Annotated in this window: 23 protein-coding genes and 1 pseudogene; 9 read left to right on the top strand and 15 right to left on the bottom strand. The window is 63.8% G+C overall.

Translation table 11 applies throughout. The features are described from left to right. Window positions 1–111: 111 nt before the first annotated feature. Window positions 112–1,740 carry a malate synthase A gene (gene aceB, locus ACEXOR_RS04335; protein WP_374848163.1) on the bottom strand — a complete coding sequence of 543 codons (1,629 nt, stop codon included), beginning with the start codon at window positions 1,738–1,740 and terminating at the stop codon, window positions 112–114. Window positions 1,741–1,769: 29 nt separating this feature from the next. Then, window positions 1,770–3,062: an isocitrate lyase gene (gene aceA, locus ACEXOR_RS04330; protein WP_374848162.1), complete on the bottom strand. Its 1,293-nt coding sequence runs from the start codon at window positions 3,060–3,062 to the stop codon at window positions 1,770–1,772. Window positions 3,063–3,204: 142 nt separating this feature from the next. Here aceA and ACEXOR_RS04325 point away from each other — a divergent pair, with 142 nt between their 5' ends. The 4 genes from ACEXOR_RS04325 (at window position 3,205) to ACEXOR_RS04310 (ending at window position 7,256) form a co-directional block, all read left to right on the top strand. After that, window positions 3,205–4,713, top strand: a complete 1,509-nt coding sequence (locus tag ACEXOR_RS04325) for a helix-turn-helix domain-containing protein (RefSeq protein WP_374848161.1) — start codon at window positions 3,205–3,207, stop codon at window positions 4,711–4,713. Window positions 4,714–4,774: 61 nt separating this feature from the next. Continuing rightward, window positions 4,775–5,527, top strand: coding sequence for a hypothetical protein (locus tag ACEXOR_RS04320; protein WP_374848160.1), 753 nt, complete (start codon window positions 4,775–4,777; stop codon window positions 5,525–5,527). A gap of 5 nt (window positions 5,528–5,532) precedes the next feature. Further along, window positions 5,533–6,798, top strand: coding sequence for an NAD(P)/FAD-dependent oxidoreductase (locus ACEXOR_RS04315; protein ID WP_374848159.1), 1,266 nt, complete (start codon window positions 5,533–5,535; stop codon window positions 6,796–6,798). Between the two features lie 110 nt (window positions 6,799–6,908). After that, a complete protein-coding gene (locus ACEXOR_RS04310) occupies window positions 6,909–7,256 on the top strand; it encodes a pyridoxamine 5'-phosphate oxidase family protein (RefSeq protein ID WP_374848158.1) in 348 nt (115 codons plus the stop codon). 9 nt (window positions 7,257–7,265) lie between these two features. On the opposite strand, the gene ACEXOR_RS04305 is transcribed toward ACEXOR_RS04310, so the two are convergent. The 3 genes from ACEXOR_RS04305 to ACEXOR_RS04295 all read right to left on the bottom strand — a co-directional run bounded on the left by ACEXOR_RS04305 (window position 7,266) and on the right by ACEXOR_RS04295 (window position 8,171). Then, window positions 7,266–7,484 carry a hypothetical protein gene (locus tag ACEXOR_RS04305; RefSeq protein WP_374848157.1) on the bottom strand — a complete coding sequence of 73 codons (219 nt, stop codon included), beginning with the start codon at window positions 7,482–7,484 and terminating at the stop codon, window positions 7,266–7,268. A gap of 73 nt (window positions 7,485–7,557) precedes the next feature. After that, entirely contained in the window at window positions 7,558–7,839 is a 282-nt protein-coding gene (locus tag ACEXOR_RS04300; protein WP_374848156.1) for an ArsR/SmtB family transcription factor, read from the bottom strand. Then, window positions 7,836–8,171 carry a VOC family protein gene (locus ACEXOR_RS04295; protein ID WP_374848155.1) on the bottom strand — a complete coding sequence of 112 codons (336 nt, stop codon included), beginning with the start codon at window positions 8,169–8,171 and terminating at the stop codon, window positions 7,836–7,838. The genes ACEXOR_RS04300 and ACEXOR_RS04295 overlap by 4 nt, the downstream gene beginning before the upstream one ends. 237 nt (window positions 8,172–8,408) lie before the next feature. Here ACEXOR_RS04295 and ACEXOR_RS04290 point away from each other — a divergent pair, with 237 nt between their 5' ends. From ACEXOR_RS04290 to ACEXOR_RS04280, 3 genes are all read left to right on the top strand, one after another. Further along, window positions 8,409–8,912 (top strand): DinB family protein, encoded by a 504-nt coding sequence (locus tag ACEXOR_RS04290; RefSeq protein ID WP_374848154.1) that lies wholly within the window; start codon window positions 8,409–8,411, stop codon window positions 8,910–8,912. A gap of 383 nt (window positions 8,913–9,295) precedes the next feature. Further along, entirely contained in the window at window positions 9,296–10,144 is an 849-nt protein-coding gene (locus tag ACEXOR_RS04285) for a hypothetical protein (protein ID WP_374848153.1), read from the top strand. A gap of 462 nt (window positions 10,145–10,606) precedes the next feature. Then, entirely contained in the window at window positions 10,607–11,164 is a 558-nt protein-coding gene (locus ACEXOR_RS04280) for a hypothetical protein (RefSeq protein ID WP_374848152.1), read from the top strand. A 238-nt stretch (window positions 11,165–11,402) separates the two neighbouring features. Here the strand turns inward: ACEXOR_RS04280 and ACEXOR_RS04275 are convergent, their stop codons facing one another. The 4 genes from ACEXOR_RS04275 to ACEXOR_RS04260 all read right to left on the bottom strand — a co-directional run bounded on the left by ACEXOR_RS04275 (window position 11,403) and on the right by ACEXOR_RS04260 (window position 14,976). Beyond that, on the bottom strand, window positions 11,403–12,191 hold the full coding sequence (locus tag ACEXOR_RS04275) for an MFS transporter (protein WP_374848151.1): 789 nt from the start codon (window positions 12,189–12,191) through the stop codon (window positions 11,403–11,405). A 248-nt stretch (window positions 12,192–12,439) separates the two neighbouring features. Continuing rightward, complete coding sequence (locus ACEXOR_RS04270) at window positions 12,440–12,706, bottom strand: hypothetical protein (RefSeq protein WP_374848150.1); 267 nt, start codon at window positions 12,704–12,706, stop codon at window positions 12,440–12,442. Window positions 12,707–12,982: 276 nt separating this feature from the next. Beyond that, window positions 12,983–13,876, bottom strand: coding sequence for a RelA/SpoT-related domain-containing protein (locus tag ACEXOR_RS04265; protein WP_374848149.1), 894 nt, complete (start codon window positions 13,874–13,876; stop codon window positions 12,983–12,985). Between the two features lie 92 nt (window positions 13,877–13,968). Beyond that, window positions 13,969–14,976: a nucleoid-associated protein gene (locus ACEXOR_RS04260; protein WP_374848148.1), complete on the bottom strand. Its 1,008-nt coding sequence runs from the start codon at window positions 14,974–14,976 to the stop codon at window positions 13,969–13,971. Between the two features lie 605 nt (window positions 14,977–15,581). Here ACEXOR_RS04260 and ACEXOR_RS04255 point away from each other — a divergent pair. Beyond that, window positions 15,582–17,108 (top strand): LA2681 family HEPN domain-containing protein, encoded by a 1,527-nt coding sequence (locus ACEXOR_RS04255; protein ID WP_374848147.1) that lies wholly within the window; start codon window positions 15,582–15,584, stop codon window positions 17,106–17,108. A gap of 166 nt (window positions 17,109–17,274) precedes the next feature. Here ACEXOR_RS04255 and ACEXOR_RS04250 read toward each other — a convergent pair whose 3' ends face one another. The 6 genes and pseudogenes from ACEXOR_RS04250 to ACEXOR_RS04225 all read right to left on the bottom strand — a co-directional run bounded on the left by ACEXOR_RS04250 (window position 17,275) and on the right by ACEXOR_RS04225 (window position 22,655). Beyond that, window positions 17,275–17,655 (bottom strand): hypothetical protein, encoded by a 381-nt coding sequence (locus tag ACEXOR_RS04250; protein ID WP_374848146.1) that lies wholly within the window; start codon window positions 17,653–17,655, stop codon window positions 17,275–17,277. A gap of 800 nt (window positions 17,656–18,455) precedes the next feature. Then, window positions 18,456–18,836: a hypothetical protein gene (locus ACEXOR_RS04245; RefSeq protein WP_374848145.1), complete on the bottom strand. Its 381-nt coding sequence runs from the start codon at window positions 18,834–18,836 to the stop codon at window positions 18,456–18,458. Between the two features lie 159 nt (window positions 18,837–18,995). Further along, window positions 18,996–19,868 (bottom strand): hypothetical protein, encoded by an 873-nt coding sequence (locus ACEXOR_RS04240; protein WP_374848144.1) that lies wholly within the window; start codon window positions 19,866–19,868, stop codon window positions 18,996–18,998. Window positions 19,869–20,082: 214 nt separating this feature from the next. Next, a pseudogene (locus tag ACEXOR_RS04235) lies at window positions 20,083–20,508 on the bottom strand (recombinase family protein); the annotation flags it as partial. A 276-nt stretch (window positions 20,509–20,784) separates the two neighbouring features. Continuing rightward, window positions 20,785–21,576: a hypothetical protein gene (locus ACEXOR_RS04230; RefSeq protein ID WP_374848143.1), complete on the bottom strand. Its 792-nt coding sequence runs from the start codon at window positions 21,574–21,576 to the stop codon at window positions 20,785–20,787. 50 nt (window positions 21,577–21,626) lie between these two features. Then, entirely contained in the window at window positions 21,627–22,655 is a 1,029-nt protein-coding gene (locus tag ACEXOR_RS04225; RefSeq protein ID WP_374848430.1) for a DNA adenine methylase, read from the bottom strand. Window positions 22,656–22,828: 173 nt separating this feature from the next. Between ACEXOR_RS04225 and ACEXOR_RS04220 the strand changes: the two genes are divergently transcribed. Further along, the gene (locus ACEXOR_RS04220) at window positions 22,829–23,407 is read left to right on the top strand and encodes a hypothetical protein (protein ID WP_374848142.1); all 579 of its coding nucleotides are present in this window, start codon (window positions 22,829–22,831) and stop codon (window positions 23,405–23,407) included. The last annotated feature ends 352 nt before the right edge of the window (window positions 23,408–23,759 follow it).

Genomic DNA, 23,759 nt, shown 5'->3' with positions numbered 1-23,759 from the left:
CGGACGGGCGCCGCGCAACGACGGACCCTCGGGCCCGGTTCGGGCCGAGGATCCGTCGTTCGCGCGATCGGCCGGTAGCCTCCGTCGCTACCGCCGTGGTCGGCGCCGGCGTCAGGCGGCGACGGCCTCCAGGGCCGGGGCCGGCTCCACCAGGTAGTGGGTGTAGGCCGGGATGGTGAGGAAGGTCGGGAACTCCTCCTCCAGGGCCACCCGGCGCAGGATGTCCTCGGCGTCGTCGAATCGGTCGGCGAGCGAGCGGTCGACCGACCGCAACACGTCGTGCAGCACACCCTCCACGAACGCCCGGGTGACGGGCGTGCCCTCCTCGGTCACGACGCCCTGGTGCATCCACTGCCAGAGCTGCGAGCGGGAGATCTCGGCGGTGGCGGCGTCCTCCATCAGGTCGTCGATGGCCGCGGCACCGACCCCGCGCAGCCAGCTCTCGAGGTAGCGCAGGGCGACGGACACGTTCGACCGCACCCCCGCATCCGTCACCGTCGCCTCGATGGTGCTGAGGTCGACCAGGTCGCGGGCCGACACCGACACCTCGGGTCGCTGCCGGTCGACCTGGTTGGGGCGGTCGCCGAGCACGGCGTCGAACTCCGCGCGGGCGGTGACGATGAGATCCGGATGCGCCACCCAGGTGCCGTCGAACCCGTCGCCCGCCTCGCGCCGCTTGTCGTCGGCCACCCTCGCCAGGGCCCGTTCCGTCACCTCCGGGTTGCGGCGGTTGGGGATGAAGGCGCTCATGCCTCCGATGGCATGGGCTCCCCGCTTGTGGCAGGTCTGCACGAGCAGCTCGGTGTAGGCGCGCATGAACGGCACCGTCATGGTGATGCGGCTCCGGTCGGGCAGCACGAACGAGCGGCCGCGGTCGCGGTAGGTCTTGATCAGGCTGAAGATGTAGTCCCAGCGCCCGGCGTTCAGGCCCGCGGCGTGATCCCGAAGCTCGTACAGGATCTCGTCCATCTCGTAGGCGGCCGAGATGGTCTCGATCAGCACGGTCGCACGGATCGTGCCGTGCGGGATGCCGAGCGCATTCTCGGAGTACGTGAACACGTCGTCCCACAGTCGCGCCTCGAGGTGGTTCTCGAGCTTCGGCAGGTAGAAGTACGGGCCCCTTCCGCCGTCGATCAGCGCCTGCGCGTTGTGGAAGAGGTAGAGCCCGAAGTCCACGAGCGACGCACTGGCCGACCGGCGGCTGCCGGCACGGTCGGTGTAGGCGAGGTGCTTCTCCACCAGGTGCCAGCCGCGCGGCCGCATGATGATGGTCGGCGTCTCGGTCGCCGTCACCCGGTACTGCTTGCCCTCGGGGCTCACGAAGTCGATCTCACCGCGGATGGCGTCGCGGAGCGACAGCTGCCCGCCCACGATGTTCGCCCAGGTGGGGCTCGTGGCGTCTTCGAGGTCGGCGAGCCAGGCCTTCGCACCGGAGTTCAGCGCGTTCACCGTCATCTTGCGGTCGGTGGGCCCGGTGATCTCGACGCGGCGGTCCTCCAGGCCCGGGCCGGGGCCCGCCACCCGCCACGAGGTGTTCTCGCGGATGCCGGCGGTCTCGGGCAGGAAGCGGAGGTCCCGTCCGTTCTCGATGGCCTTGCGCGCGGCCATGCGGGCGGCGAGGCGCTCCTGGCGTCGGCCCGCGAACTGGTCGTGCAGGCGGGTGACGAAGGCGAGGGCATCCGGAGTCAGGATCTCGTCGTGCCGCTCGCCCGGATCGGCCTGGATGGTGAGGTGGGTCATGATCGTGCCTTTCAGAAGAGGATGCGGGTCTAGTGGAACTGCTCGGACTCGGTCGACCCCACGAGCGCGAGGGTGGCGCTCGAGGGGTTCAGGGCCGTGGCGATCCGGTCGAAGTAGCCGGTGCCCACCTCACGCTGGTGTCGCGTGGCGGTGTACCCGTCGGCTTCGGAGGCGAATTCGGCCTCCTGCAGCTCGACGTAGGCGCTCATGTGCCGCTCGCCGTAGCCGCGGGCGAGGGTGTACATGGAGTGGTTGAGGGCGTGGAAACCCGCGAGGGTGATGAACTGGAACCGGTAGCCCATCGCCGCCAGGTCGCTCTGGAAGGTGGCGATCTGCGCGTCCGTCAGCTTCGACTTCCAGTTGAACGACGGCGAGCAGTTGTAGGCGAGCAGCTTGCCGGGGAACTCGGCGTGGATGGCCGCGGCGAAGCGGCGGGCCAGCTCGATGTCGGGCTCTGACGACTCCACCCAGAGCAGGTCGGCGTAGGGGGCGTAGGCCAGGCCGCGCGCGATGACGGTTTCGACGCCGGGCGTGGTGCCGTAGAAGCCCTCGGGGGTGCGGGTGCCGTCGAGGAAGGGCTGGTCGCGCTCGTCGACGTCGCTCGTGATGAGGTTCGCGGCGAGCGAGTCGGTGCGCGCGATGATCACGGTCGGCACGCCGGCGACGTCGGCGGCGAGCCGGGCCGCGTTGAGCGTTCGGATGTGCTGCGACGTGGGGATGAGCACCTTGCCGCCCATGTGGCCGCACTTCTTCTCGCTGGCCAGCTGGTCCTCCCAGTGCACACCCGCGGCGCCGGCCTGGATCATCGACCTCATGAGCTCGTAGGCGTTGAGCGGTCCACCGAAGCCCGCCTCAGCATCCGCGACGATGGGCACGATCCACTCGCGCTCCGGCAGGCCTTCCGCGAACTCGATCTGGTCGGCGCGCAGCAGGGCGTTGTTGATGCGCCGCACGACGGCCGGCACCGAGTTGGCCGGGTAGAGGCTCTGGTCGGGGTAGGTCTGGCCGCTGAGGTTGGCGTCGGCGGCCACCTGCCAGCCCGAGAGGTAGATGGCCTTGAGTCCGGCGCGCACCTGCTGCACGGCCTGGTTGCCGGTGAGGGCGCCGAGGGCGGCGACCCAGCTCGACTCGTCGTGGACGAGGTTCCAGAGGTTCTCGGCTCCGCGGGCGGCGAGGGTGTTCTGCTCGGCGACCCGGCCGCGCAGGGCGATCACGTCGGCGGCGGTGTAGTCGCGCTCGATGCCGTTCCAGCGGGCGTCGGTCTTCCATTCGCGCTCGAGGTCGGCGATGGTCTGGTTCTGGTCACCGGGGCGGGTGGTCATGTTTGGCTCCTTGCGTCGTTGCCGGGAAGGTTCTGCTGGCTTCGACGCTGAGGCTCCGAACGCCCGTCTTGAGCGGTTACGTCTGCAGAAGTTCTGCGGTTCTTCTGTTTTCACGAAGAACCGCGTCTGCGAGGATGTCGCCATGACGACGACGTCTCCCCCGGCCTTCGATGATGGCTACATGCTCGACTCGCTCACCATCGGCCGCCGCATCCGCCAGCTGCGCACCGAGCGCGGCCTCACCCTCGACGACCTGGGCGCCGCCATCGGACGCGCGCCCTCGCAGGTGTCGGTGGTCGAGAACGGCAAGCGCGAGCTCAAGCTCGGCGAACTGCACCGCTTCGCGGAGGCGCTCGGCGTGGGCGTCGATCAGCTGATGAGCGCCGAGCCGCCCACCGGCCGGGCGGCTCTCGAGATCGCGCTCGAGCGTGCCCAGCGGGGGCCGCTCTTCGCCTCGCTCGGCCTGCCGCCGCTCCCGGTGCGCAAGTCGCTCAGCGACGACGCCATCCGCACCATCCTCAGCCTGCACCGCGAGCTGGAGCGCATCCACGGGGAGCGGGCCGCCACCCCCGAGGAGGCCCGGCGCGCCAACACCTCGCTGCGCCGATCGATGCGCCAGCGCCACAACTACTTCTCCGAGCTCGAGCAGGTGGCGGCCGGCCTGCACGCGGCCGTCGGACACCGGGGCGGCCCGCTGTCGCAACGCGTCGCATCCGATCTGGCGTCGCACCTGGGCTTCACGCTGCACTACGTGGGCGACCTGCCGGGTTCGACGCGCTCGGTCACCGACCTGCGCCACGGCCGCATCTACGTGCCGCTCGGCCAGTCACCGGATGCGGATCCACGGTCGGTCGTGCTGCAGGCGTTGTCGTCGCACGTCTTGCAACTCGGCGAACCGCACGACTACGCGGAGTTCCTGCAGCAGCGGGTGCAGACGAACTACCTCGCCGCAGCCCTGCTCATCCCCGAGGCAGGAGCGGTCGACATCCTCTCGGCGGCGCGTTCGGCCCGTGAGCTGTCGGTCGAAGACCTGCGCGACGCGTTCGGGGTGAGCTACGAGACGGCGGCGCACCGGTTCACGAACCTGGCGACGGAGCACCTCGGCATCCCGGTGCACTTCTTGAAGGTGCACGAGTCGGGAACCATCTCGAAGGCCTACGAGAACGACAGCGTGCAGTTCCCCACCGACGCGCTCGGCGCGGTGGAGGGCCAGACGGTGTGCCGCTTCTGGAGTGCACGCCGCGTGTTCGACGTGGAGGACCGCTTCAGCCCCTACCACCAGTACACCGACAAACCCGCGGGCACGTACTGGTGCACGTCGCGCATCCAGCCGTCATCGCGGGGCCAGTTCTCGGTGTCGGTGGGCACGGCGTTCGCGCACGCGAAGTGGTTCCGCGGCCGCGACACCCCCAACCGCTTCGCCTCCGGATGCCCCGACGAATCCTGCTGCCGCCGCCCGCCCGCGGGCCTCGCCTCGCGCTGGTCGGGCCACGCCTACCCCTCGGCGCGCCTCAACTCGTCGCTGCACGCGGCGATGCCCACGTCGGGCTTCACGGGCGTCGACACCACGGAGGTGTTCGAGTTCCTGGACCGCCACGCGCCGGACCACCGGCTCAGCACAGTCGTCGTCGACGAGGCTACGACGAAGTAGGCCGGGCGTCTCGCGCTGCGGTCCGCGACCCGAACTCGCTGCATCCGGATATGTTCGGAGCATGGCAGCCACCACGATGCGCACCGCCACGGGCTGGCTGAGCCTGGTCTACTCCGCGCAAGCCGTGGTTCTCGCTGGCGTCCTCCTCGGCACGCAGCGGGTCGTCGCCCTGCCGATCGACGCCGGCTTCGTCGACGGCGCGCGGGCGGTCACGACCTCGCTCGGGGCTGTGGATCTCGGGTGGGCGCTCGTCGCGATCCTTATCGGCGGCGCTGCGACGCACGCGCTGGCTGCAGCCAAGGCGGGGCCCGGCGAGCAGCCCCGCACTGAGAATCCAGGTATGGAGCGGGCCGGCGTCGGGCGGGCGAGCGCGCTCGTGGTGGCGGGGTGGTCGCAGGGCCTGGGCATCGTGGTCTTCCTGGTGGCCCAGTTGAACGGTATCTCCAACCCCGTGGCGCTCGTTCCTCTCTTCGCGCTCAGCGCAGGGTGCGTGTGCCTGCTCGGAATCGACGACGGAACGGCGCCCCGATGGCGCCGGCCGGCCGCCTGGGCCGCGGTGATCGGCATCGTTCCCTGGGGCGTCGTCGCGCTCGCGCAGATCGGCGCCACGATCACTCTCGGCGCGCCCTCCTCCGGTGTGCGGATCGTCACGATCGCCGCACTCGTGCTGGCCGCCGTGAGCTGGTCGATCGGTTGGCGCCGCCCCCACGCCGCCCGGGCGGCCGACGTCGCCGTCATGGCCGCGGTGCTCTCGGTAGTCGTCTGGGCCATCGTTGCCTTCGTCATACTGGCACCTTCACACGAGAACGGATGACGGCCGTGACAGCGGATTCACATCATGACGTGGCGGTCATCGGCGCGGGCCTCGCGGGTCTGCGGGCGGCGATCCGGCTCGCGCACGAGGGGTACGGCGTCGTCATCCTCGAAGCCGGCGATGCCGTCGGGGGTCGGCAACGCACCGACGAGGTCGACGGGTTCCTCCTCGATCGTGGATTTCAGGTTCTGAACCCGGCCTATCCCGCGGTCAGGAAGTGGGCCGATGTCGAGGCTCTCCGGCTGCGGAGTCTCCCCGCCGGGGTGCAGGTGCGGCGCGAGCGAGGACTCGTCGCGATCGCCGACCCGCTGCGTCAGCCCTCGAGCATCGTGTCGTCGCTCCGGAGCGGGCTCATCACCCCCAGCGGAATCGTGGGGCTCGCGCGCTGGATCACCCCCGCGCTGATCGCACCTCGGCGAACACTCCACGCGCCCGACCGCGCGGTGCGCGACGGCTGGGACCGCGCGGGATTCTCGGGGCCGCTTCGCGACGAGGTGCTGGAGCAGTTCCTGTCGGGCGTCGTCGCCGATTCGAGGTTCGACACCTCAGACGCGTTCGTGCGGATGCTCGTGCGCCTGTTCGCGCTCGGCTCGCCCGGCCTACCCGAACGGGGCATCCAGGCACTTCCGACGCAGCTCGCGGCACGCGCCCGGGAGCTCTCCGTGGACATCCGTCTGGGCAGTACCGTGCGACGAGTGCGCGCCGGGCTTGGAGGAGTCGAGGTCGACGTCGATGGGGCCGACACCCTGCGAGCGGGTTCGGTGGTCGTGGCGGTCGGCCCGGAAGCCGCCGCCGGTCTGACCGGAACCCCGCGCCGCGCGACGCGGGGCCTGCAGACCTGGTGGTTCCACGCCGATGCGCCACCGACCGCATCCGGGATGCTGGCCGTCGACGGGCGAGGCCGGGGTCCGGTGGTCAACACGGCCGTCATCTCCCACACGGCGCCGAGCTATGCGCCGCAGGGGCAGCACCTGATCGAGGCGACCTGCCTGCTGCCGCGACCCGCCGTCGCGGCACCCGACGAGCGTTCCGTGCGTGCCCACCTCTCCGCCATCTGGGGTGTCGACGTGGCGGCCTGGCGGTTGCTCCGCCGCGACGACATCCCGCATGCCCTCCCCGCGCAGTCGCCGCCGCTGCGGGCCAGACCGCCCCGGGTCGGCCCACGCGTGTACCTCGCGGGCGATCACCGCGACACGGCGTCGATCCAGGGTGCCCTCGTGTCGGGCGACCGTGCGGCGCGTGCCGTCATCGACGACCTCCGCGAGCACTGACCGCGCCTCCCGCCTCACCGATGGGCCACGGTGCCGTCAGCGCCGTGCACCACGGCGATCCCCCACCGTGCGGAGGGGGACATCCGCGCCCGACCGCCTAGCGTTGCCCCATGGCCAGAACGATCTCCACCAACACCACCGTCGACCGCGCCGGCATGCTCGACTTCGTGCGACCCCGGCACCGGATGCTGGTGGCCACCACGCGCGCCGACGGCCGCCCCCAGATGTCGCCGGTCAGCGGCGGCGTCGACGACGAGGTGCTCCACATGCCCGAGGCCGCCGACGGCCTGGTCGACTACTACCGCCGCATCGCGGGCGAGCACCCCGACTGGCAGGAGTACCGCGAGGCGATGGCGCTGCAGAACAAGTCGCTGCTGCGCATCACGCCCACCCGCTGGAGCCCCATCTCCACGGGCGGTTTCCCGCCCGACGTCGCCGCGCGCCTCGACGCGCGCTGAGCGCTGCGCTCACGGTTCGACGGACTTCGCCCCGTCGCGCTTCTCGGCCACGTACTTCCTCCGCGCCCGCACCAGCTGAGCGACACCGAGAACGAACCACCCCACGGTCAGCAGCCATCGCCACGGTTGCGTGTCCGCCCCGCCGAAGAAGAGCGGCGAGGTCACCACCGCCACCACCAAGAACACGACGCCGATCGCGACGGTCGCTTTCCAACCCAATCCAGCCATCTGATCCCCCAATCACGAGCGACCCTACTAGCTCGGCCGCGCCCCATCCAGCGCGCCGGGCGTCATCCGGATCTCACACCCCGTCGCTCCGCCCGAGGGCCGAGACCGCGCTGACCACGGCGTCGAGTCGCGCCGAGTCCGTTCGATACATCCAGTGCCGCCCCCGCCGATCGAGGATGAGCAGCCCCGACTTGCGCAGCACCTTCAGATGCTCCGACACCGAGGCCAGGGAGAGCCGCGAGATCTCGGCCAGGTCACCCGCCGATCGCTCACCGTCGCGGCACTCCCGCACGAAAGCGCGGCGGTCGGGATGACCCAGCGCACGAAGAGCCTCACTGAGCTCCTCTTCGTTCACTTCTGGATCAGCGTCAGCACATTGCCGGCCGGATCCGCCACCTGCGCTTTGCGCACCCATCCGTTGTCCGTCACGGGCATCACCACGGCACCGCCCGCGGATGCCGCGTCGACGAGAGCGGCATCGAGGTCGTCGACGACGATCCCCAGTGTCACGGATGCCTCGGGCGCCTCCACGAGCGCGCCGCGAAGTGACGGGGTCTCGACCTGCGAGTAACCGGGCCCGCGCTCCTGGACCGCCCAGCCGAACACCCCGCGGTAGAAGGCGGAGAGACGACCGATGTCATCCCCCGCGATGTCGACGTGCCCGATGACTCCTGATGCTGTACCCATGACGTGCCTCCGTGGTCTGCGAATCCTCTGCCGAGCTCATGTTATTTCGGATATTCCCGAAACGTCAAGAGTGCTGCCGGCCAGCACATCCAGCGTCCGCGTCCGCCTTCACCCTCCCTCCGACTGCCACCTGAACCGCATGGTGCGCCTCCTCCTCGGCCACCTCCACACTCGGCAGGCCAGGCGTTCGAGGCCCGAAGAAGTGCGCTCCCGGCCCCGCTCGGAGATACTCGACGCATGGAACGCACCGACCACCCTGCCGCCTGGGACGAACGAACGACCCTGCTCACGATGCTGCAGTACACCCGCGACACCGCCATCGAGAAGTCGACGGGCCTGACGGACGCACAGGCCGCAGCCGCCCCGATCGCCACCTCGCCGTTGATGAGCGTCGGCGGAGTGCTCAACCACCTGCGTTGGGTCGAGCACTCCTGGATCGAGAACCGCTTCGTCGGCGGCCCCGACCTCGGCCCCTGGACCGAAGAGTCCCCCGACCAGGAGTTCATCGACGGCTCCACCCTCCCCCTGCAGACCATGATCGACGGCTACCGCGCGCAGGCCGTCACGACCGACGCGATCATCGCCGGCCTGCAGCTCGACGACCGCTCGCAGACGGCGTTCCGGTCGGGCGACCATCCGACGCTCCGCTGGGTGATCCTGCACCTCATCGAGGAGAACGCCCGCCACAACGGCCACCTCGACATCCTCCGCGAGCTGGCCGACGGCACCACGGGCGACTGACCGCGTGGCGCACGCCAGCGTCGGGTCTGAAGAGCGGCAGGAGCGCTAGCCCCTGCGATCCATCCGCCGGGCGAACAGGGTGAGGAGAACAGCAACGCCCATGATGGCGATGGCGGCACAGCCTAGGATCTGATGGTCGCCGGCTCATCGGCGCCGTCATTACTCTCGACGGGGTAGGGCATCGTCTTCGATCCCTCGCCGTCCGCCCCCCAGGAATTCGCGTTCATCCCGATACCGCCGGAGCTCTCTATCGTTCCACTGCGACCGACAACTCGAGTTGCCTTCATGCAACCGTTGTTGCTTGCTTGAAACTTGAGCTGCAGAAGCACTTCGCACCAAGCCTTGACTCTGTGGACCCAACAACACACCTGATGAGGAGCGCCATGAGCGACTACACGATCGCAGAACGCGAGCAGATTGCCCGGCTCATCGAGAAGCTCATGCTCGATCTACAGACCGGGGTTGCCATGACTCAGGCCCCCTCGGAGGGTCCGCTTTGGGCCATCACGAAGAACCAGGAGAAGCTTGGGGCACGGCCGAATGAGCTTTCCGTGGGTCTCGCATCAGCTCGCATGTCGATCGTCGTGGCGGCCGACTTCGCGAAAGCATTTGCTGGGCTACTCCGTCAGCACAACCAGATCGGCTTCGCATTCGGTTCTGTGGCGCGTTCCGCTGCGGAGGCGTCAGGACGAGCGGACTACATTCTCAGTTACACCGATCAGCAAGATCTGCTGGCGCGTTGGACTCGCGCTCGTAAGTTGAGTCACGCTAGCTATGCCTCATCCCTCGCGGCCAGTGACGATTCCGGCCATGCGATGGCCAAACGAATCGCGGGCGAGATCGAGGCAATTCTCGACGGGCTGAAGCTCACCGGCAAGGCCCGGGGCGTAACACACGGATCGGTGGCGGTTACTCTCCTGGATAAGGTATTCAAGTCCACCACCGGTAGTAGCGAGTACTCGTTCCTCTCGTCGATGTCACACGGCGACAACAGTGCCACGGAGACCTTCACGACAGTCGTATCTACGGGTACCGGCCCCGAAGGACTCAACACCACGAAGTTACAGATGCCAAGCAATCTGATTCTGAGGTGCTGGATGGCGGTCGGAGGCGGTGTACTTGTCGCGAGCATGAGACTCTTCAAGTTGGCGAACTTGCACCATACGGATCGCGGTTTCCTCGCGTCCGTCCTTGATCAGTCGGAGGCGATTGCTCGCTTGATGCACGACTGAGGGGCGACCGCGGTTCGAGGTCGCGGCCGCCCGTTGACGAGTTCGCGCCCCACGCGCCAGGCTGTCAGGCTGTGTCGTCACCGAGAGAGGACGGTGACGGGTTCTACATGCACGACACCCGCCGCGAGCGGGGCACTGAGCGGCGGGTGCAGTAGTGCTTACCCTGTAGTGAAACTGTGCAAAGCCATGGGCGTCAAGTAGGCGGACTAATCTTTTCACGAACTGGTGTCGGCGCCCGTTGGCGTACTTCGTTCGGAGCATCTGCAGCAGGTCGTCGTGGGCGATGTAGCGGCGGTCTCCGATCATGGTGAAGGGCATGCCATGGCGCATCCAGTAGTAGAGCGATCGGGCGCGAGCGGCGGACCCGGCGCGAAGCGCTCCGGATGACGTAGAACTCGCGGTCTTCGACTGATGCTGTCATGCCGATGTATCGAGTTCGAGCGTGGCCAGTACATTATCGACATGGAGTGCGAAGCGTTCGTATGGATGGTGCTGGGGACAGCTGGCAGTGCGTTGTGGGAGTTCACGGCGAGACTGCTGGTTCCGTTGACGGCAGCCGGGGTAGCTGCTGGATTGGTCATTCATCAGATCCGACGGGGTGATGCTCAGCGAGCCGAGGAGCGGCGTGGTGCAGGCATCCAGGCCGCCAGCGAGCTTCTGATCAAGACCGGTACTTGGGCAGCGGGTGCTGGCCCAACCCCTGCCATTCGCATGGAGGGGAATCTGCTTGTCGTGAAGATGCACTCGCACCTGACCGGCGCAGATCGACCCGTCGGTCAGTGGGTGGCCCGCACCAACGCGGGCCTGACTCGCAAGTACGAGGCTTGGGAAGCCAGCATCCGCGAGCAGGCAAAGACGGACCTCGCCGGCGCCGAGCTTCGCACCAAGACGGTTGGCCCGGAGAGAGCAGAAATCGGCCGGCAATGCGCTGAAGCCCTCCAGGTGCTGCTGGACTGGCAGGTAGGGGAACGGCCAACCTCGTGGTTCGTTGAGAACATGCCAGAGCTGGGTGCTCACTAGTACGGGTTCCTCACGCTTCATTCCAATCGACGTACTTCTCGGTTTCGGGTCTCGTCTGCGGTCCACCCGCAGTGTGTGCACCGCACCTCGGCACCGGCCGCGAGGAACACGGCCCGCACCTCGAGCTCGTCGCAGACGGGGCAGCGACGGGGCTTCGCCACGCGGGGCTTCCTCGGCGCTTCGGGGTATCGGCCGTAGAGGCGGGTGGTGTACTCGGCGAGCTCCTCGTACCAGGCACTCACGTCGTCCCTTGGGGTGGCTTCGATGATGCGGGCTCCTGGTCTGAGCTCGCCGGCCTCGGCGAGGAGGAGACGGCGGCGGCAGCGGCAGCGAATGACGCGGCGGCAGATGAGGCGGTGCCGGCACCGGATGCGCCGCGCTTGGCTGCGCGCGCCCACCACAGCGACGCGAGCCCGGCCACCCCGCCGATCACGAATGCGACCCGCCACCCCACTCCGAAATGCCCGCACGATCGCTGATCAGCAGCAGCACCAGCAGGCAGGCCTGAGCGAGCACGAGACCACCGACGATCGTGGTGGCCTGGAACGAGGCGAAGCATCCGCGGTGGCCCCGCGTGCCCGACTCCGACAACAACACCGTCGCTGGCCGCGTACTCACCCCCGGTGGCGATGCCCTGGAGCAGGCTCACGACCACGAGGATCACGGCCGCCCATGCCCCGACCGCGCGCTCGGTCGGGGAAAGCGCGAGAGCGACGGATCCGGCCGACATCATCGTGACCGCCGCCACGAGTACCCGTTGCCTGCCTCGCGTGTCGGCGAGTCGGCCGAAGAGCCAGGAGCCGAGCGGGCGAACCACGAACGTCAGAGCGAAGAGCCCGTAGACGTAGATCAGTGAATCGGGCGAGTCGGGATCGAAGAACTCGGTGCGGAAGTACGGAGCGAAGGTGGCGTAGAGATAGAGGTTGAACCACTGCACGAGATTGGGCACCGAACCGGCCAGGATGACCCCCACCTGAGCGCGCCGATCCGGCTGCGACCCGGCTGCGGCCGACGGCGTGGGAATCACTCGACGGCCCCACCGATGGTGCTCCCCGGGCTGCCGATCTCCGCACAGCCACAAAGCGTCGGCGATCAGACTCACGAAGCTCGGGGCGTTAGCCATGCCACCGGTATCAAGGTTCTCTGCCGCCGGAGCTGATCACGCCTTACAGGGAAGCGCGGCGGTGGAGCGCCTGACCAATTACTTTGATCGCTTCTTCGGCCTGGTTTGACGTCTCGCGCTCGCTTGACCTGCTGGCGGTCAACGACGCGAGGTCAGACTCCTGGAAGGCCTTGCTGCTGTGCGATGCCGTTCCACTCATCCAGACGTTCCGAGAGCATGTTGCTCAACTCGCGAGCTGTCGAAGAGTGCAGATAGTGCCTGACGCCGTGAATTGTGACTTCGATGCATTCATCGTCGCTCGGATCGGTAATCGCGACCCCAACATGGCCGTAAGGCCAGTTCGTCGGAATCATTGGTTCATGAGTCGCGGCCGGCACCGTTGCCGCGCGTTCCGCTTTTAGTCTCGCTCCCTTGCCCATGCCCCGAGCATGACACAGCCAGGCCGCTCCTCGATCGAGAATCCTCAAGCTGATCGAGACCGAGTCCGTCAAAGCAACATCGGGGTTCGCCCCCCTACCTGGGGAGTTGGGCGCGAACCTGTCAGCTGCATGTCGAAACTGTCACGGAAGGCGATGAACGCAGACGAGGCGACGTCGCGACCGATCACGGGGTGCGGTCCTAAGATTGCGTACTAGCCCCATTCGACACTAGGAAATCTTCTGCCGACGAAGACTTCCCTGTTCCTTTGGCACGAATCAAGCAGGCAGCACTATCCCATAGGCCGCGCATGTCTTCGTAACGACATCGGCTAAGTCTGTGTCCGATACCGCATGAACAAGCATGTGCTCGTTGCGTGTGCCGCGCTCCAGCACCGCCAGGACTTCGGGCTGTGTAAATAGCCAGTCGCGTGAATCCATGTATCCCGGCTTGCCAGGCTGGTGGTCTGCGATTTGCTTCGACAGGTTGGGCGACTCTTCTACGAAGGAAGCGATGATGTCGCTGAACCGGGTGCGCTCGTCTGCTGTGTAGGCGTTCCAAAGGACGTTCATGATGTCGAGGTCATCAGGGACCCCGCCGGGCTCGCCAAGTAGCGTGTCGTACTTGTCATCCAAGTACTCAATTGCTCGCGCCACCTCGTATGCAGGCAAGGACTCCCTCTTCTTGAACATCCGTTGAATGTCATCGTCGAAAATCTCGGTCAGGACCGTCAATCGCCAGACAACGCGCTGAAACTTCTTGGGGAGATCGATCAGGCCCTTATACGTGAGCTTATGAGAGACGACCGACCACGCGTCCTGGGCACGGGTTCGCACCTGAACCTCGCAAAGAATGGGAAGGCGCTCCGAGTCCAGTTGCGTGCCGTCGTGGACAGTTAGGTGGACCCCGGTATAGGCCAGTGTTTGCTTCTTCGCTTTCTTATCCTCGCGCTTACACTCGGCCCAGCCGTGCTGCTCTAGGGCTACGGCTGCTGCCCTCCGGTCGCGTTTCGTGGAGCAGATGACTCGCACGCCGACCTTGTCAGTGATCTGCTCCCAGCTCCGCAGACTTCCGTTGCCGTCCTTCGCAAGCTTGCGAATGAGGCTGCGCTTAGCCTTGACCCGACCACTTACGTAGTGCTCACCAGCTACCGGCTTGACGATGGTCTTCACAGCGGTTTCGTACGCGAGAAGCGCTGCGTCCAACGCCGGTTTGGAAGCCGTGTAGATGTCCGCGCTTGAGAGGCTCGCCCCCGACGCGGTTGTCACGGCGCCTTCCCGAGCTTGTAGCCCGAAGCCGGTGCGTGAACGACGATCTCTTCTTCCTTCACTTCAAGTACGCCGGACTCGATGGCTGAGGCCGAAGCCGAGATTGTCACCCCGTTGTCGGTCGAGAGCTTCAGACCGCCAATGAGATGGTGGACAAGCGTGGTGTCCTTCCGAAACTCTATGTTCTCGACCTGTGTGGGCAGAGCTGCATGCGCCGTGTGGCGGTCCTCCGGGTCGATGAACTCCCGGATGAAGACACTCGGGTTTAGGCGTTGATTGGGACTCTGCAGGACAGCGGCCAGGGCGCTGAGGTAGCGGCCCTTCTTCTCTGGCGAGTAGTTGGAGGCGTTGATGTGGGTTGTCATCCCCTTGGTGAACTCCAAGACCAGCTTCTCGGCTTGGTGCACGAGGTCGAAGCCAAGGTACTGGAGGAAGTACTCGGCATAGCCAACCCCATTCTGGCGATCCACCATGAGTCCGACTAGCCGGTCCGCTTCATCCAGCCACACGAGGGCAATCTTGTAGACCTGCGCCTTTTGGCCAAGTATGAGCTCGTCCAGGTGCTCGGCCACGAACGCCACGTCACCATTCGCATCGCGCACCTGCTGCAAGCGCATGCCCTCGCTGTGCTCTGCCTTCATCAGCACCACGCGGTCAATCCCGTCCGAGACAGCCCGAGAACACAGGAAGATTCCCGCGGATGCGCCACCCGGTTGCGTCGCATGAAGGTGCCTGGCCATAGCCGCGGAGTTCACAATCAGCAGAGCCGGATTTTCCAGCACTCCACGCAGCAGACCGGGGATCGGGTCAGTCGCCGGATCCGAATGCACGATCTCTCGCCCCGACGCGAAGGAGGGCTGCAGCATCTCCTCACGGATGAATCGATCAGTTGCGGCGTTGAGATCGGTTGGAGTGACGGAAAGGACCACATCCTCTCCGTCATCTTTCCGTTTGCCGCGCGGGACTTCGTGAATCATCGTCTCTGAGAGTGTCAGCGTCGGCACTATCGGCATTGTTCAGTTCCCCCCAAACATGTTGGCCACATGCTACCCGTACAGTTCTCGCCGGAGTCGCAACGCGCCCCGCGCGCGGCGGCGAACGGACGTAGTTAGGCAGCACCCCGTCGCGCGAAACACGACGGACGGGCGGGGACCGGCCGGCTGTGATCCGCCGGGTCACGGCGGGGAGAGAAGACTCCTCGCTCTTCTGTCCGACTCACCAAGAATCAGCGCATCGAACCAGAACCCAGGGCTTCCTAGCTCGACGAGATCGCCATAGAGGTACCCCTGCAGGACGATCCACAGATCCTCAGCGGCCCCGCGACGCGAGCGTTCCCATCGTGACGCAGGTGGCACAGATCTTCAATGGTGATCGTCCGAGCGTGGACTATTCGCAGCCGATGAGGGTCGGGCATCCGGCATAGGGGATAAGCCCAGCACTGTCTGTTACCTCTGATAACAGACTTCCAGGGGAAGCGCGGATGATATCTCTTATGTCAATAACAGATCTAAATTTCCGATCCCCCCGGGTCGAGCTCGCGCGGTAGCAACTCGACCGATCAGCTTATTTAGTAGCCACGCAGTAGCTTGATAAAGGACGAGGGTGGGCAATGGCTGAAGAATCGGATTCAAGTGAACTCCGAGAAGCTGCACTTCGGGTCATCGAGCTAGTGGCCGCCGACAAAGAAGACGAAGCCGTCGAGAAACTGATTTCATACAAATCGCACGGCGACTTTACTCGTGACATGCTTATTCGAACCATCATCTCGTCTGGGCAGCACTACCAAGACGCAACTCTCACGCGCGCGGCTCTAAGGGCGTTCGAGAGAATCAAGCGAGGCGCCAAACCTGACTCCGACTATTACTACGACGTCGCAAATGGGTATCAAATCCTCTACGAGGAAGGAGCCGGCACCACTGGTGACCGGGCCTTCGAGATGGGCAACGAGGCCAACTCGGCGATCAAGTACTTCGCCCGTGCAAATGCGCCCGAGGCCAAGACCAACCTCGGCAACCTACTAGATACGGTAGGCCGCCCAATTGAGGCACTGAACGCCTATCGAGAGGCCTTATTCATAGACCCCGAGTTCGGCATGGCGTGGGGCAATTGGGGCATCACACTCGAGCGACTCGCCATGAGCGGTCAGTACTCGGGGGGATTTTTACTCAACGCGTACCAAATGCTTCAAGAAGCCCTCGACCGCCCCACGTCTGTGATCGAGATCGGAGGCTATGCAGCTCTCGACAGCTTTCTCAATGCACAAGAACGCATCGAAGCGCATTTCGTGGAGCATGAACAGGGGCATCTGCTCGACGCCGACCATCATCACGAGCCCCGGGACGATTCGGCGAACAGTGACTTCGTCAGGTTCTACACAAGGCTCTGCATCGAGCGAGATCTGTATATCAACCTTCATTTGATGGATCAGCAAGCGGAGGCATCAGTCGGCGATACCTATCTGCCAAGCTTCATCTCGTCAGTCACGAACGGAGACGAAGAGTTCCGTGACTTAGCATTCCGCCTAAACGAGATCCATGAGACGTTTGCGAGTGCCCGCTACTACTTCGTGCGCGCCCAGTACACCGACGCAGACACACGCATAATTTCGGAGCAGACCACACTCATAAACACGCTCGATTATGCGGCCAGCAACCTCTACGTTGGCCTTCTGAAGTCCGCCTACAAAGAGGCCTTTTCCACGCTCGACAAGCTGGCCGTACTCCTCAACCACTACTTGAGCATCGGACATGACGAGAACCGTGTCTATTACGGAAACGTTTGGTTTGCCCCAGGCCAGCAAGAGGGAGAGCGCCGCATCGCAGAGCCAGTGCGAGCGGCGGGCTACAGACTCTTCGGACCGTACTTACTATGCCTAGAGCTCCGCGGATCACGGTATTCGAACCTCAGGAACGCCATGACGCATCGATATGCGCGGGTCTTCAGGGATGGCCCGGTGCCGAAAGGCGGCTACGACTTCGAAAAGTTGATCGATACAACAGCGGAAGTTCTGTTCAAAGTGAAGTGTGCTGTCATCTATGTGTCGCAGTACATTCACGCGGCGGAGACGGAAAAGGTTAGCGGCAAGCTCACCGGCGAGCTCCCGGCCTGGACGAACCAGAACCTCGATCTGTGGTAACTGGCCTGAGAGTTGTTCCGGGTCTTATCGGAGAACCCTTCCCACACGCCTTGTGGAACACTGCGCCTGGCCCTATCGGAACCCCTCTAGAGGTGCTTCCTTCATCGTCGCTCAGTACAGCGATGACTGTACGCGAATCGTCGTTTGGCTGCAAATTCCGGGCGATCTACCCCTGGTCGTAGCCGGCATCCTCGGACCGCGCCGAGCGCTGCCGCCGCATCGGGGCTCTCTCGGGATTCGCCGGGACCGCCTGCTCAATACCCGCAGTCTGGTCCGAGCCCACCGAAGCCACGGTTGCTGGATTCTCCTTGGGGGCAGGCTGGAGATACTCATCCGCAACGGTGTACACGTTGCGGCGAACGATTCGGAAAGTGCCGATATCAACGGTTGAGACGCTTCGGCTCGTGAGCACGCCATTTTCGGCCAGTTCGGCGAGTCCCCGCTTTCGCGTCGAACGTGAGATTCCAAATCGATCATCAAAAAACGCCCCCGAGAGCCAGAACTCAGGATCATTGTGCCGGGTCATCGCGAGGCTCACCAGGTACATCGCGACTCCAGCGCCCGACAATCGACCCGCGAGACCGGTCGTCCAGAACGATCGCGGCACAGATATGTAGGGCGCAACGTCATAGGGAGGGCGATATGGACGAACATCACCTTCTTCAGACCGCTCTAGCGACTCATTAAGGAGAATGATGACGACCTGACCGCCGCTTGGCAAAAGTCGCACGAAGTCTCGATCTTGCAGTTCGTGCAAGCAATCGCGAATGGCGCGGGCCCCCTCACCCCTGGGATCCTCCCTATCCAGGAGGGCGGCCCAATAGGCGGCGACTCGAGTCGTAATGAACGGCTCCCGCGCACACAGCCAAATCAAACTGAGGAGAAGCGTTATCCGCAGACCACCACCCCGGCCGCCCAGAGAATCCTGCGTACGCAGCAGCTTTGCTAAAGGAGTGGGTTCGGTCGATCCACTCTCCCGCTCAACAAACGACCGCCGCAGAGGCGATGAGTCTCGCTTGACACTGACGGCCAGAGGGGCATCCACAAGGTCTCCCGGAAACGAATTAAAGTGAGGGGTTCCGATAAGGCTATCGGGTTGGCTCCGCAATAGATCAGTTCACAGCAATTTCCCAGAAAAGGATGACAGAATTTTGGCAGGCGGCTTAGGTCGTGCTACTACCGGGTTCCGGCTCGGCGGCTTCCAACCCCGCAAGGGATAGGAACCACGGTGATCAAGCCCAACAGGACCTCTGAGGAGATGCTGGGCTCACTTGAGCGGCGTAGTAGAGTCCAGTCCCCTGGGATTCCAACCCTAGGGGACTGGATCATTTAAGACATGTCCGCCCGCTAACCGTTCGGCTCCTCCAAATGCTTGCCAACAATGTAAACGTTGGACCAGGCGAGTTCGCCAGGAGCTCCGTTCTCGGAGATGCTGACCACTTCGATGTCGTGGCCGTTCAACATCTCGACCGCCTCTTGCGGATCGCGCGCTTGTGAGACCGCCGGGTGCCCGCTGAATCGCCAATTTCCGTGTCCTCGTGGGTCCCTCTTCTCAAAGCGTCCATGCACTAGGACGTTGCGAATACGCTCGCGCAATTGATCTTTCTCGAGCGATTCGTGTTCGCCCTCTATGTAGCTGATCGAGTCCGCGTCGTGGCGCGACGGTTGACGATCGTCCGAGAGCCAGGTATCGGTGATCGCAAAGGGGATGCCTGGGCCGACTGCCAATTGAATCGAGATTTCATCTCGATCGTCGCGGTATCCCGAGATAGGCCAGACTCCGGAACGCCGGCGGCTATGAGATCTGTTGCTGCAGTCTCGAACGTTCTCGCCAGCTGATCCGAGATCGTGATGACCATTGACCCGTAATGCAGATGCTTCATGTTATCAATCCCCCTCAACACGCCACCGTTGCGGGCGTTGCTTCAGCAACAAGTTGAGATGTCGAATTTGCTCCACCCATTCGCTCGCTATAGGTTCCAGCTCCTCGAGTGTCAGTGTGAGTGACCCTGGAGCGACACCGCGGTGTGTTTCGGCCCATACGGGGTCGACCCGAAGAACTGCCGCGATTGCAGCGCACCGCTTCATATCTAGGCTCGATTCGGGTTTCTCTTCTGACCATTCGAGTCGAGATATGTCCCGCGCCGTGCAGCGCACGACCTGGGCTACTCCGGCAGCGAGGCGCTTCTGACTGACGCGCGGCCGGAAGCGAATGGAGCGATTGAACCAGATCCACTCTCCCCAGAAGCTCGATGGGGGCCAGTCCTTCGACGATCGGCCCTGGTCGGCTTCCCCGAGCGCGACTTCGGCTTCATGGGCCAGGCGCGCCTCTTCCATACGCTTTCGCTTCTTAACTCGCTCGGGGTCACTCTCCCGTTCCCGCTCAAGCCGCGCCCAGAGCTCCGCATGGGCCCGCTCAACCTCGGCCGAATGCGCACGGGCGTCAGCTACTTCTTCAAGGCTTGAAGTCTCCAGCTCGAAATGTAGGTACGCCCGTCGCAACTCCAGCGGATCGACGCCAATCCTGTAGCGCTCGGCGGGTGCCGCGAACGCCCCCCGGAAGTGCTCACCGTGATCGTGATGCCGGCCGCTGTCGAACTTTCCCTTCCGGATTTGTTTCAGATTTCCGAATTGGGTTGAAGCAAGACAGTGAGCGACCTCGTGCAGTAGAACTGTGGCGTTCATCATCCGCGGGTGCAGGGATAATCGTCCAAAATCCCTCTCCGTCGTTGTGGGCAAAGGAGAGCCGTTCGCCGGCACGGTTGGAGTCTCCACCGAGCACAACGCTGATGCTTGGCGGATTGGGAACGCTCGCTTTCCACCACTGCGTGGATTGGACCCACCAGAGATAGGTGGCTGCTTCGTCTAGGTCAGCGAACTCCTGCCCGAGGGGAACCGACTGCTCTGCCGAATAGACGCGCCATTGAGTCAGATCAATCGGAAACACCATGGATCGATATTGGCAGCCGCAGTGCTATCCCGCGTCGTGGGCAGCTACCTGAGAGCGATCGATTGCGCGGTAGACGGTGGCGCGGCCAATACCGAACAGTTCGCACAGCTCGGCGATACTGTGGGCGCCGGCAGCGTGCAGCGCCACCAGGTGGCGCTCTTGCGCCGCGCTGAGCTTCGGGCGTCGACCTTGCAGCCGGCCCTTGCTCTTGGCGATCTGCATGCCCTCCCGGGTTCGAGCGCGGAGTAAGTCGACCTGGAACTCAGCGACCATTGCGAGCACGTTGAACAGCAGCCGACCGATGGGGTCGTTGGGGTCGTGCGCGGCTCCCCCGAGGCTCAACCGGACGCCGCCGCCAGCCAGCTCGGTGGCGATGTCGCGAGCATCCGGGATCGACCGGGCAAGCCGATCGAGTTTGGTCACCACGAGCGTGTCACCGGCGCTCGGAGCGCTTGGATGGCCGCTTCGAGGCTGCTGAACGCCCTAAGGGCAAAGGCTGTATCAGTTAGGGAGCTGTCGTCGGAGTGGCTGAGCCGGCATCCGTCGGCCTCGCTCTCGATGCGCCAGGGGGTCTCGATAAGACCGCCGTCCACTTCTTGCACTACCCAGTAGTGGTCATCTTCGATACCTCAAGCGACATAAACATGGTCTCAGCTAGGGCGGTAGACATCGGCTGCGGGTCAACGCGCCCCGCCGGAACCGGCTTGATTTCCGTGGAGTCGAATTCTAGATGAGACGTCGTAGCCGCGCAGCCTCTTCTAGATCCTCTCGGAACACGTCCAGCGTCGCCAGTGTGTACATTCCGTCAATCGACCCATTCCCCCAAAGCTGGTAAATGCGCTTCAAATCCGAGACGCGTGACTTCCAGCCGATGCCGTCGATGACCGCCATGACGAACTGCGTTGGTTTTCGCACATCTGCCATCTCCTGAATTTCACGAACGGCATCACTCAATTTCGAGCCAGTGCTGTTGAATCCTTTCGCCGCAACGACAATTTGTGCATCTCCGGTATTAGGCACGACGAGGTCGCACGGTGCCGTCTGATTGTTGCGGCCAGTGAATCGGGTTCGCGTCTGGTAGGGCAATCCGAGTTCATCTGCGATAGCTTCGATCAGGTCTTCCACCCTTCGACCCGATTGCCCGGCCTGGGTAGCAGTCACGCGGGTGCCGGCTCGTTCGACCAGGACGTCGGCGAAGTTGTAGTCTGCGAATCTTTGAATTGAGAGCAAGTGCACAAGGTTGAAGTCGTTGTCGAGCCAATGTATGAGCTCGGCTGGTTTGCGCCGGGCGAGCGTGATCCAACCGCTGGTATCAAATTGGTGTTTTAGCTCGTTCTTCAGCCGTTCCTGGCCAAGTCCCACCGTCAGGCCGAGCACAGGAACCCATCGAGGATTAGCTTCTACCCAGGCCGTAAGTGAGCCAATAGAGAGCGTTTCAATAGCCCCGAGCGAGTAGTAAGCCCGTTTGATGTCTTCGGTTTCCGGCGTGGAGATCGTTGGGTCGACGTGCGTTTTCAAACTGCCGAGACTAGCGAGATACTCATCGAATGTCGGGACCGCTCTTGGCATCAGTCGCGACCGATAAAGATGTATTCCGAGGCGTTACGTCGAGTCGCTGCCGCGTGGGTGCCGAAATGGTAGGTGTGGTCGATGGCCTGGACTTCAACGCTTGGCTTGACTTCCCGGAGGAGCTCCACAATACGATCCGCATGTGGCAGTGCATTCGATGAGTAGGAAAGCACAATGGCGCCCGCGCCCTCGAACTTGCGGAAGGTCCTAGTGAGCGCATCTTCGATGCTGCGCGGGTAAGCGAAGGGTGTGTACTTTTTTACGAGCTTCTTCGTCTTGGTCTCGGGCATGATTTCCATACCCCGCCAATAATTCGACAGTCCCTCCAAGAACCAGTATCTCTTCGTGTAGTCAGCGTCATCTTTCGGCGGCGCATAAGGCGGATCTAGATACACGATGTCGGGCGTCATTGTCGGGAGATCGAACACGTCTCCGTGCACTGCCGTACTGGTTGTGTTCATGTCAAAGACAACCCCGTTGTACTCCGAGACCCGCTCGCGGAAGTGCTCCTTCAGGCTCATCCTGATATCTCGTCGGCCGTCGTCGTAGCGATAACCTGTGAAGGTGAACACCCCGCGGGGTTGCTTGCGCGCAGCCGACAAGACAAGCGCGGAGATTGCAATGTCGCGTTGGTGACCCTCCAGCTGATCTATGTGAGACCAGGCGGAATCGAGGAACATGAGATCGTCGTGGGTGAAGTAGAGGTCGCGATAGGTGGTCTGAATGAAGTCGCGATCGTCGGCAGCGGGTCCACAGATCTTCTCAACGGCCTCAAGGCTCAGCAACTCCGTAGAATTTTCCACGGTTGCGCGCGCAATCGTGGAACTGAACAACATGAAGTCGTTCGAGACAACGTTGAAGCCCTGCGCCTTCATCAGGTAGCTCACTACACCGGAACCAGAAAAAGCATCCACTGCCGTAGCCCCGCCAAGCTGTGCGAAGGTGCGCTCGAGATGGGGTAAAAGCTTGTACTTGCTCCCCATGTAGCGGAGCCTCGGGAAGTACTGAGCTCGCTCGAGGACGCTCATCGTGGTCACGGTGCCCTTCAACCCGAGGCGAGGAATTGGAGCGGGGTGGCCAGAAGCAGCTGTGATTCGAGTGGGCACGACACCAGTGTGTCAGACCCTCAGTCATTGAACTCGTGTTTGCCGGTAAAGCCATCCAGCTGCCGCCCCGGGTTGGAGAATGCTGTACTTCTTCAATGACTTCCAACACCAACGACACGGATCTGACGGATGGGCAGCTTCTCGAATTGGGGCGGGTTGCGTACTGGTCCGCGGCCATCGAGTCCTCGCTGCGAGAGATCGTGGCAGCGTTGGCCTCACGAGATCCTTACAACGACGAGCAGATGGTGCGGCTACTTGTTCGCGGCGCTCCTATAAATGAGCTGAATCGCTTTGCTCGAGTTCTCCTGGGCCATGTTGCGCCATCCCCGGATGACGTCGCCTATATCGCAGCCCGCCTCGACCGAGCTCTTGACGCCCTGAGCAGCCGCAACCACCTGCTGCATGGCACCTGGGTTTCAACAGATGGAAAGCGGAACGTCGTACTCGAACAGAGAAAGGGTTTCACAACAACGTCGTTCAGCGATGATGAGGCGGTTGCCGTTGCGGACAAACTTAGTTCGGCCGCGACGGAAGCGATCGCCGCCCTACGCGTAGCCTCCGGGTTCGTTAGTGGCGAGATTCTCGAGCGAATGAGGAGTGGCGGCGATGAATCCTGGTTAGCGGAGCGTCTGCTCAAAGCGAATCGTCAAGATCCTTCAGCCGCTCAGATCTAGAGCTGGTTGAAGCAGTGTACGTGAACGAGCGAGGGCGGATGCCGTCCGGACAATGCCTGCAGGCCAGACCGACAGCGCAGCGCGGGGTCGAGATCGAGGCAAGAGGCCATGCCAGCAGTCCGGATCGCGACTCGAAAAACAATAGATTTACGAGACACCCATCGGGCGCCCAACTGGTCGATCCCTCTGTGAGAGGCCTTGACAACCCTATGTCTCACAATGTCGTCTCCGCCGTCCAAATGTTGCACGTGTGATCAGTCGGCTTTACGAGACATGATTGCGATGACTCCTGCGGGTTGGCTCAAAGTCATTTGACTAAATTTGGCAATGCACCATTGTCTGCTTCGGGGTT

The organism is Herbiconiux liangxiaofengii (assembly GCF_041927335.1).
In the GTDB taxonomy this organism is placed as follows: Bacteria; Actinomycetota; Actinomycetes; order Actinomycetales; family Microbacteriaceae; genus Herbiconiux; species Herbiconiux liangxiaofengii.
Note: the sequence above shows the minus strand (reverse complement) of the source record. Positions and strands in the feature narration are given on the sequence as shown.

Excerpts from the sequence above, each read along its gene's own strand:
- ACEXOR_RS04255 (WP_374848147.1), top strand. The coding sequence starts at position 15,582 with ATGGCTGAAGAATCGGATTCAAGTGAACTCCGAGAAGCTGCACTTCGG.
- ACEXOR_RS04325 (WP_374848161.1), top strand. The coding sequence starts at position 3,205 with ATGACGACGACGTCTCCCCCGGCCTTCGATGATGGCTACATGCTCGAC.
- ACEXOR_RS04285 (WP_374848153.1), top strand. The coding sequence starts at position 9,296 with ATGAGCGACTACACGATCGCAGAACGCGAGCAGATTGCCCGGCTCATC.
- ACEXOR_RS04280 (WP_374848152.1), top strand. The coding sequence starts at position 10,607 with ATGGAGTGCGAAGCGTTCGTATGGATGGTGCTGGGGACAGCTGGCAGT.
- ACEXOR_RS04305 (WP_374848157.1), bottom strand. The coding sequence starts at position 7,484 with ATGGCTGGATTGGGTTGGAAAGCGACCGTCGCGATCGGCGTCGTGTTC.
- ACEXOR_RS04250 (WP_374848146.1), bottom strand. The coding sequence starts at position 17,655 with ATGTACCTGGTGAGCCTCGCGATGACCCGGCACAATGATCCTGAGTTC.
- ACEXOR_RS04270 (WP_374848150.1), bottom strand. The coding sequence starts at position 12,706 with ATGGGCAAGGGAGCGAGACTAAAAGCGGAACGCGCGGCAACGGTGCCG.
- ACEXOR_RS04290 (WP_374848154.1), top strand. The coding sequence starts at position 8,409 with ATGGAACGCACCGACCACCCTGCCGCCTGGGACGAACGAACGACCCTG.
- ACEXOR_RS04225 (WP_374848430.1), bottom strand. The coding sequence starts at position 22,655 with ATGAGCGTCCTCGAGCGAGCTCAGTACTTCCCGAGGCTCCGCTACATG.
- ACEXOR_RS04220 (WP_374848142.1), top strand. The coding sequence starts at position 22,829 with ATGACTTCCAACACCAACGACACGGATCTGACGGATGGGCAGCTTCTC.
- ACEXOR_RS04320 (WP_374848160.1), top strand. The coding sequence starts at position 4,775 with ATGGCAGCCACCACGATGCGCACCGCCACGGGCTGGCTGAGCCTGGTC.
- ACEXOR_RS04295 (WP_374848155.1), bottom strand. The coding sequence starts at position 8,171 with ATGGGTACAGCATCAGGAGTCATCGGGCACGTCGACATCGCGGGGGAT.
- aceA (WP_374848162.1), bottom strand. The coding sequence starts at position 3,062 with ATGACCACCCGCCCCGGTGACCAGAACCAGACCATCGCCGACCTCGAG.
- ACEXOR_RS04310 (WP_374848158.1), top strand. The coding sequence starts at position 6,909 with ATGGCCAGAACGATCTCCACCAACACCACCGTCGACCGCGCCGGCATG.
- aceB (WP_374848163.1), bottom strand. The coding sequence starts at position 1,740 with ATGACCCACCTCACCATCCAGGCCGATCCGGGCGAGCGGCACGACGAG.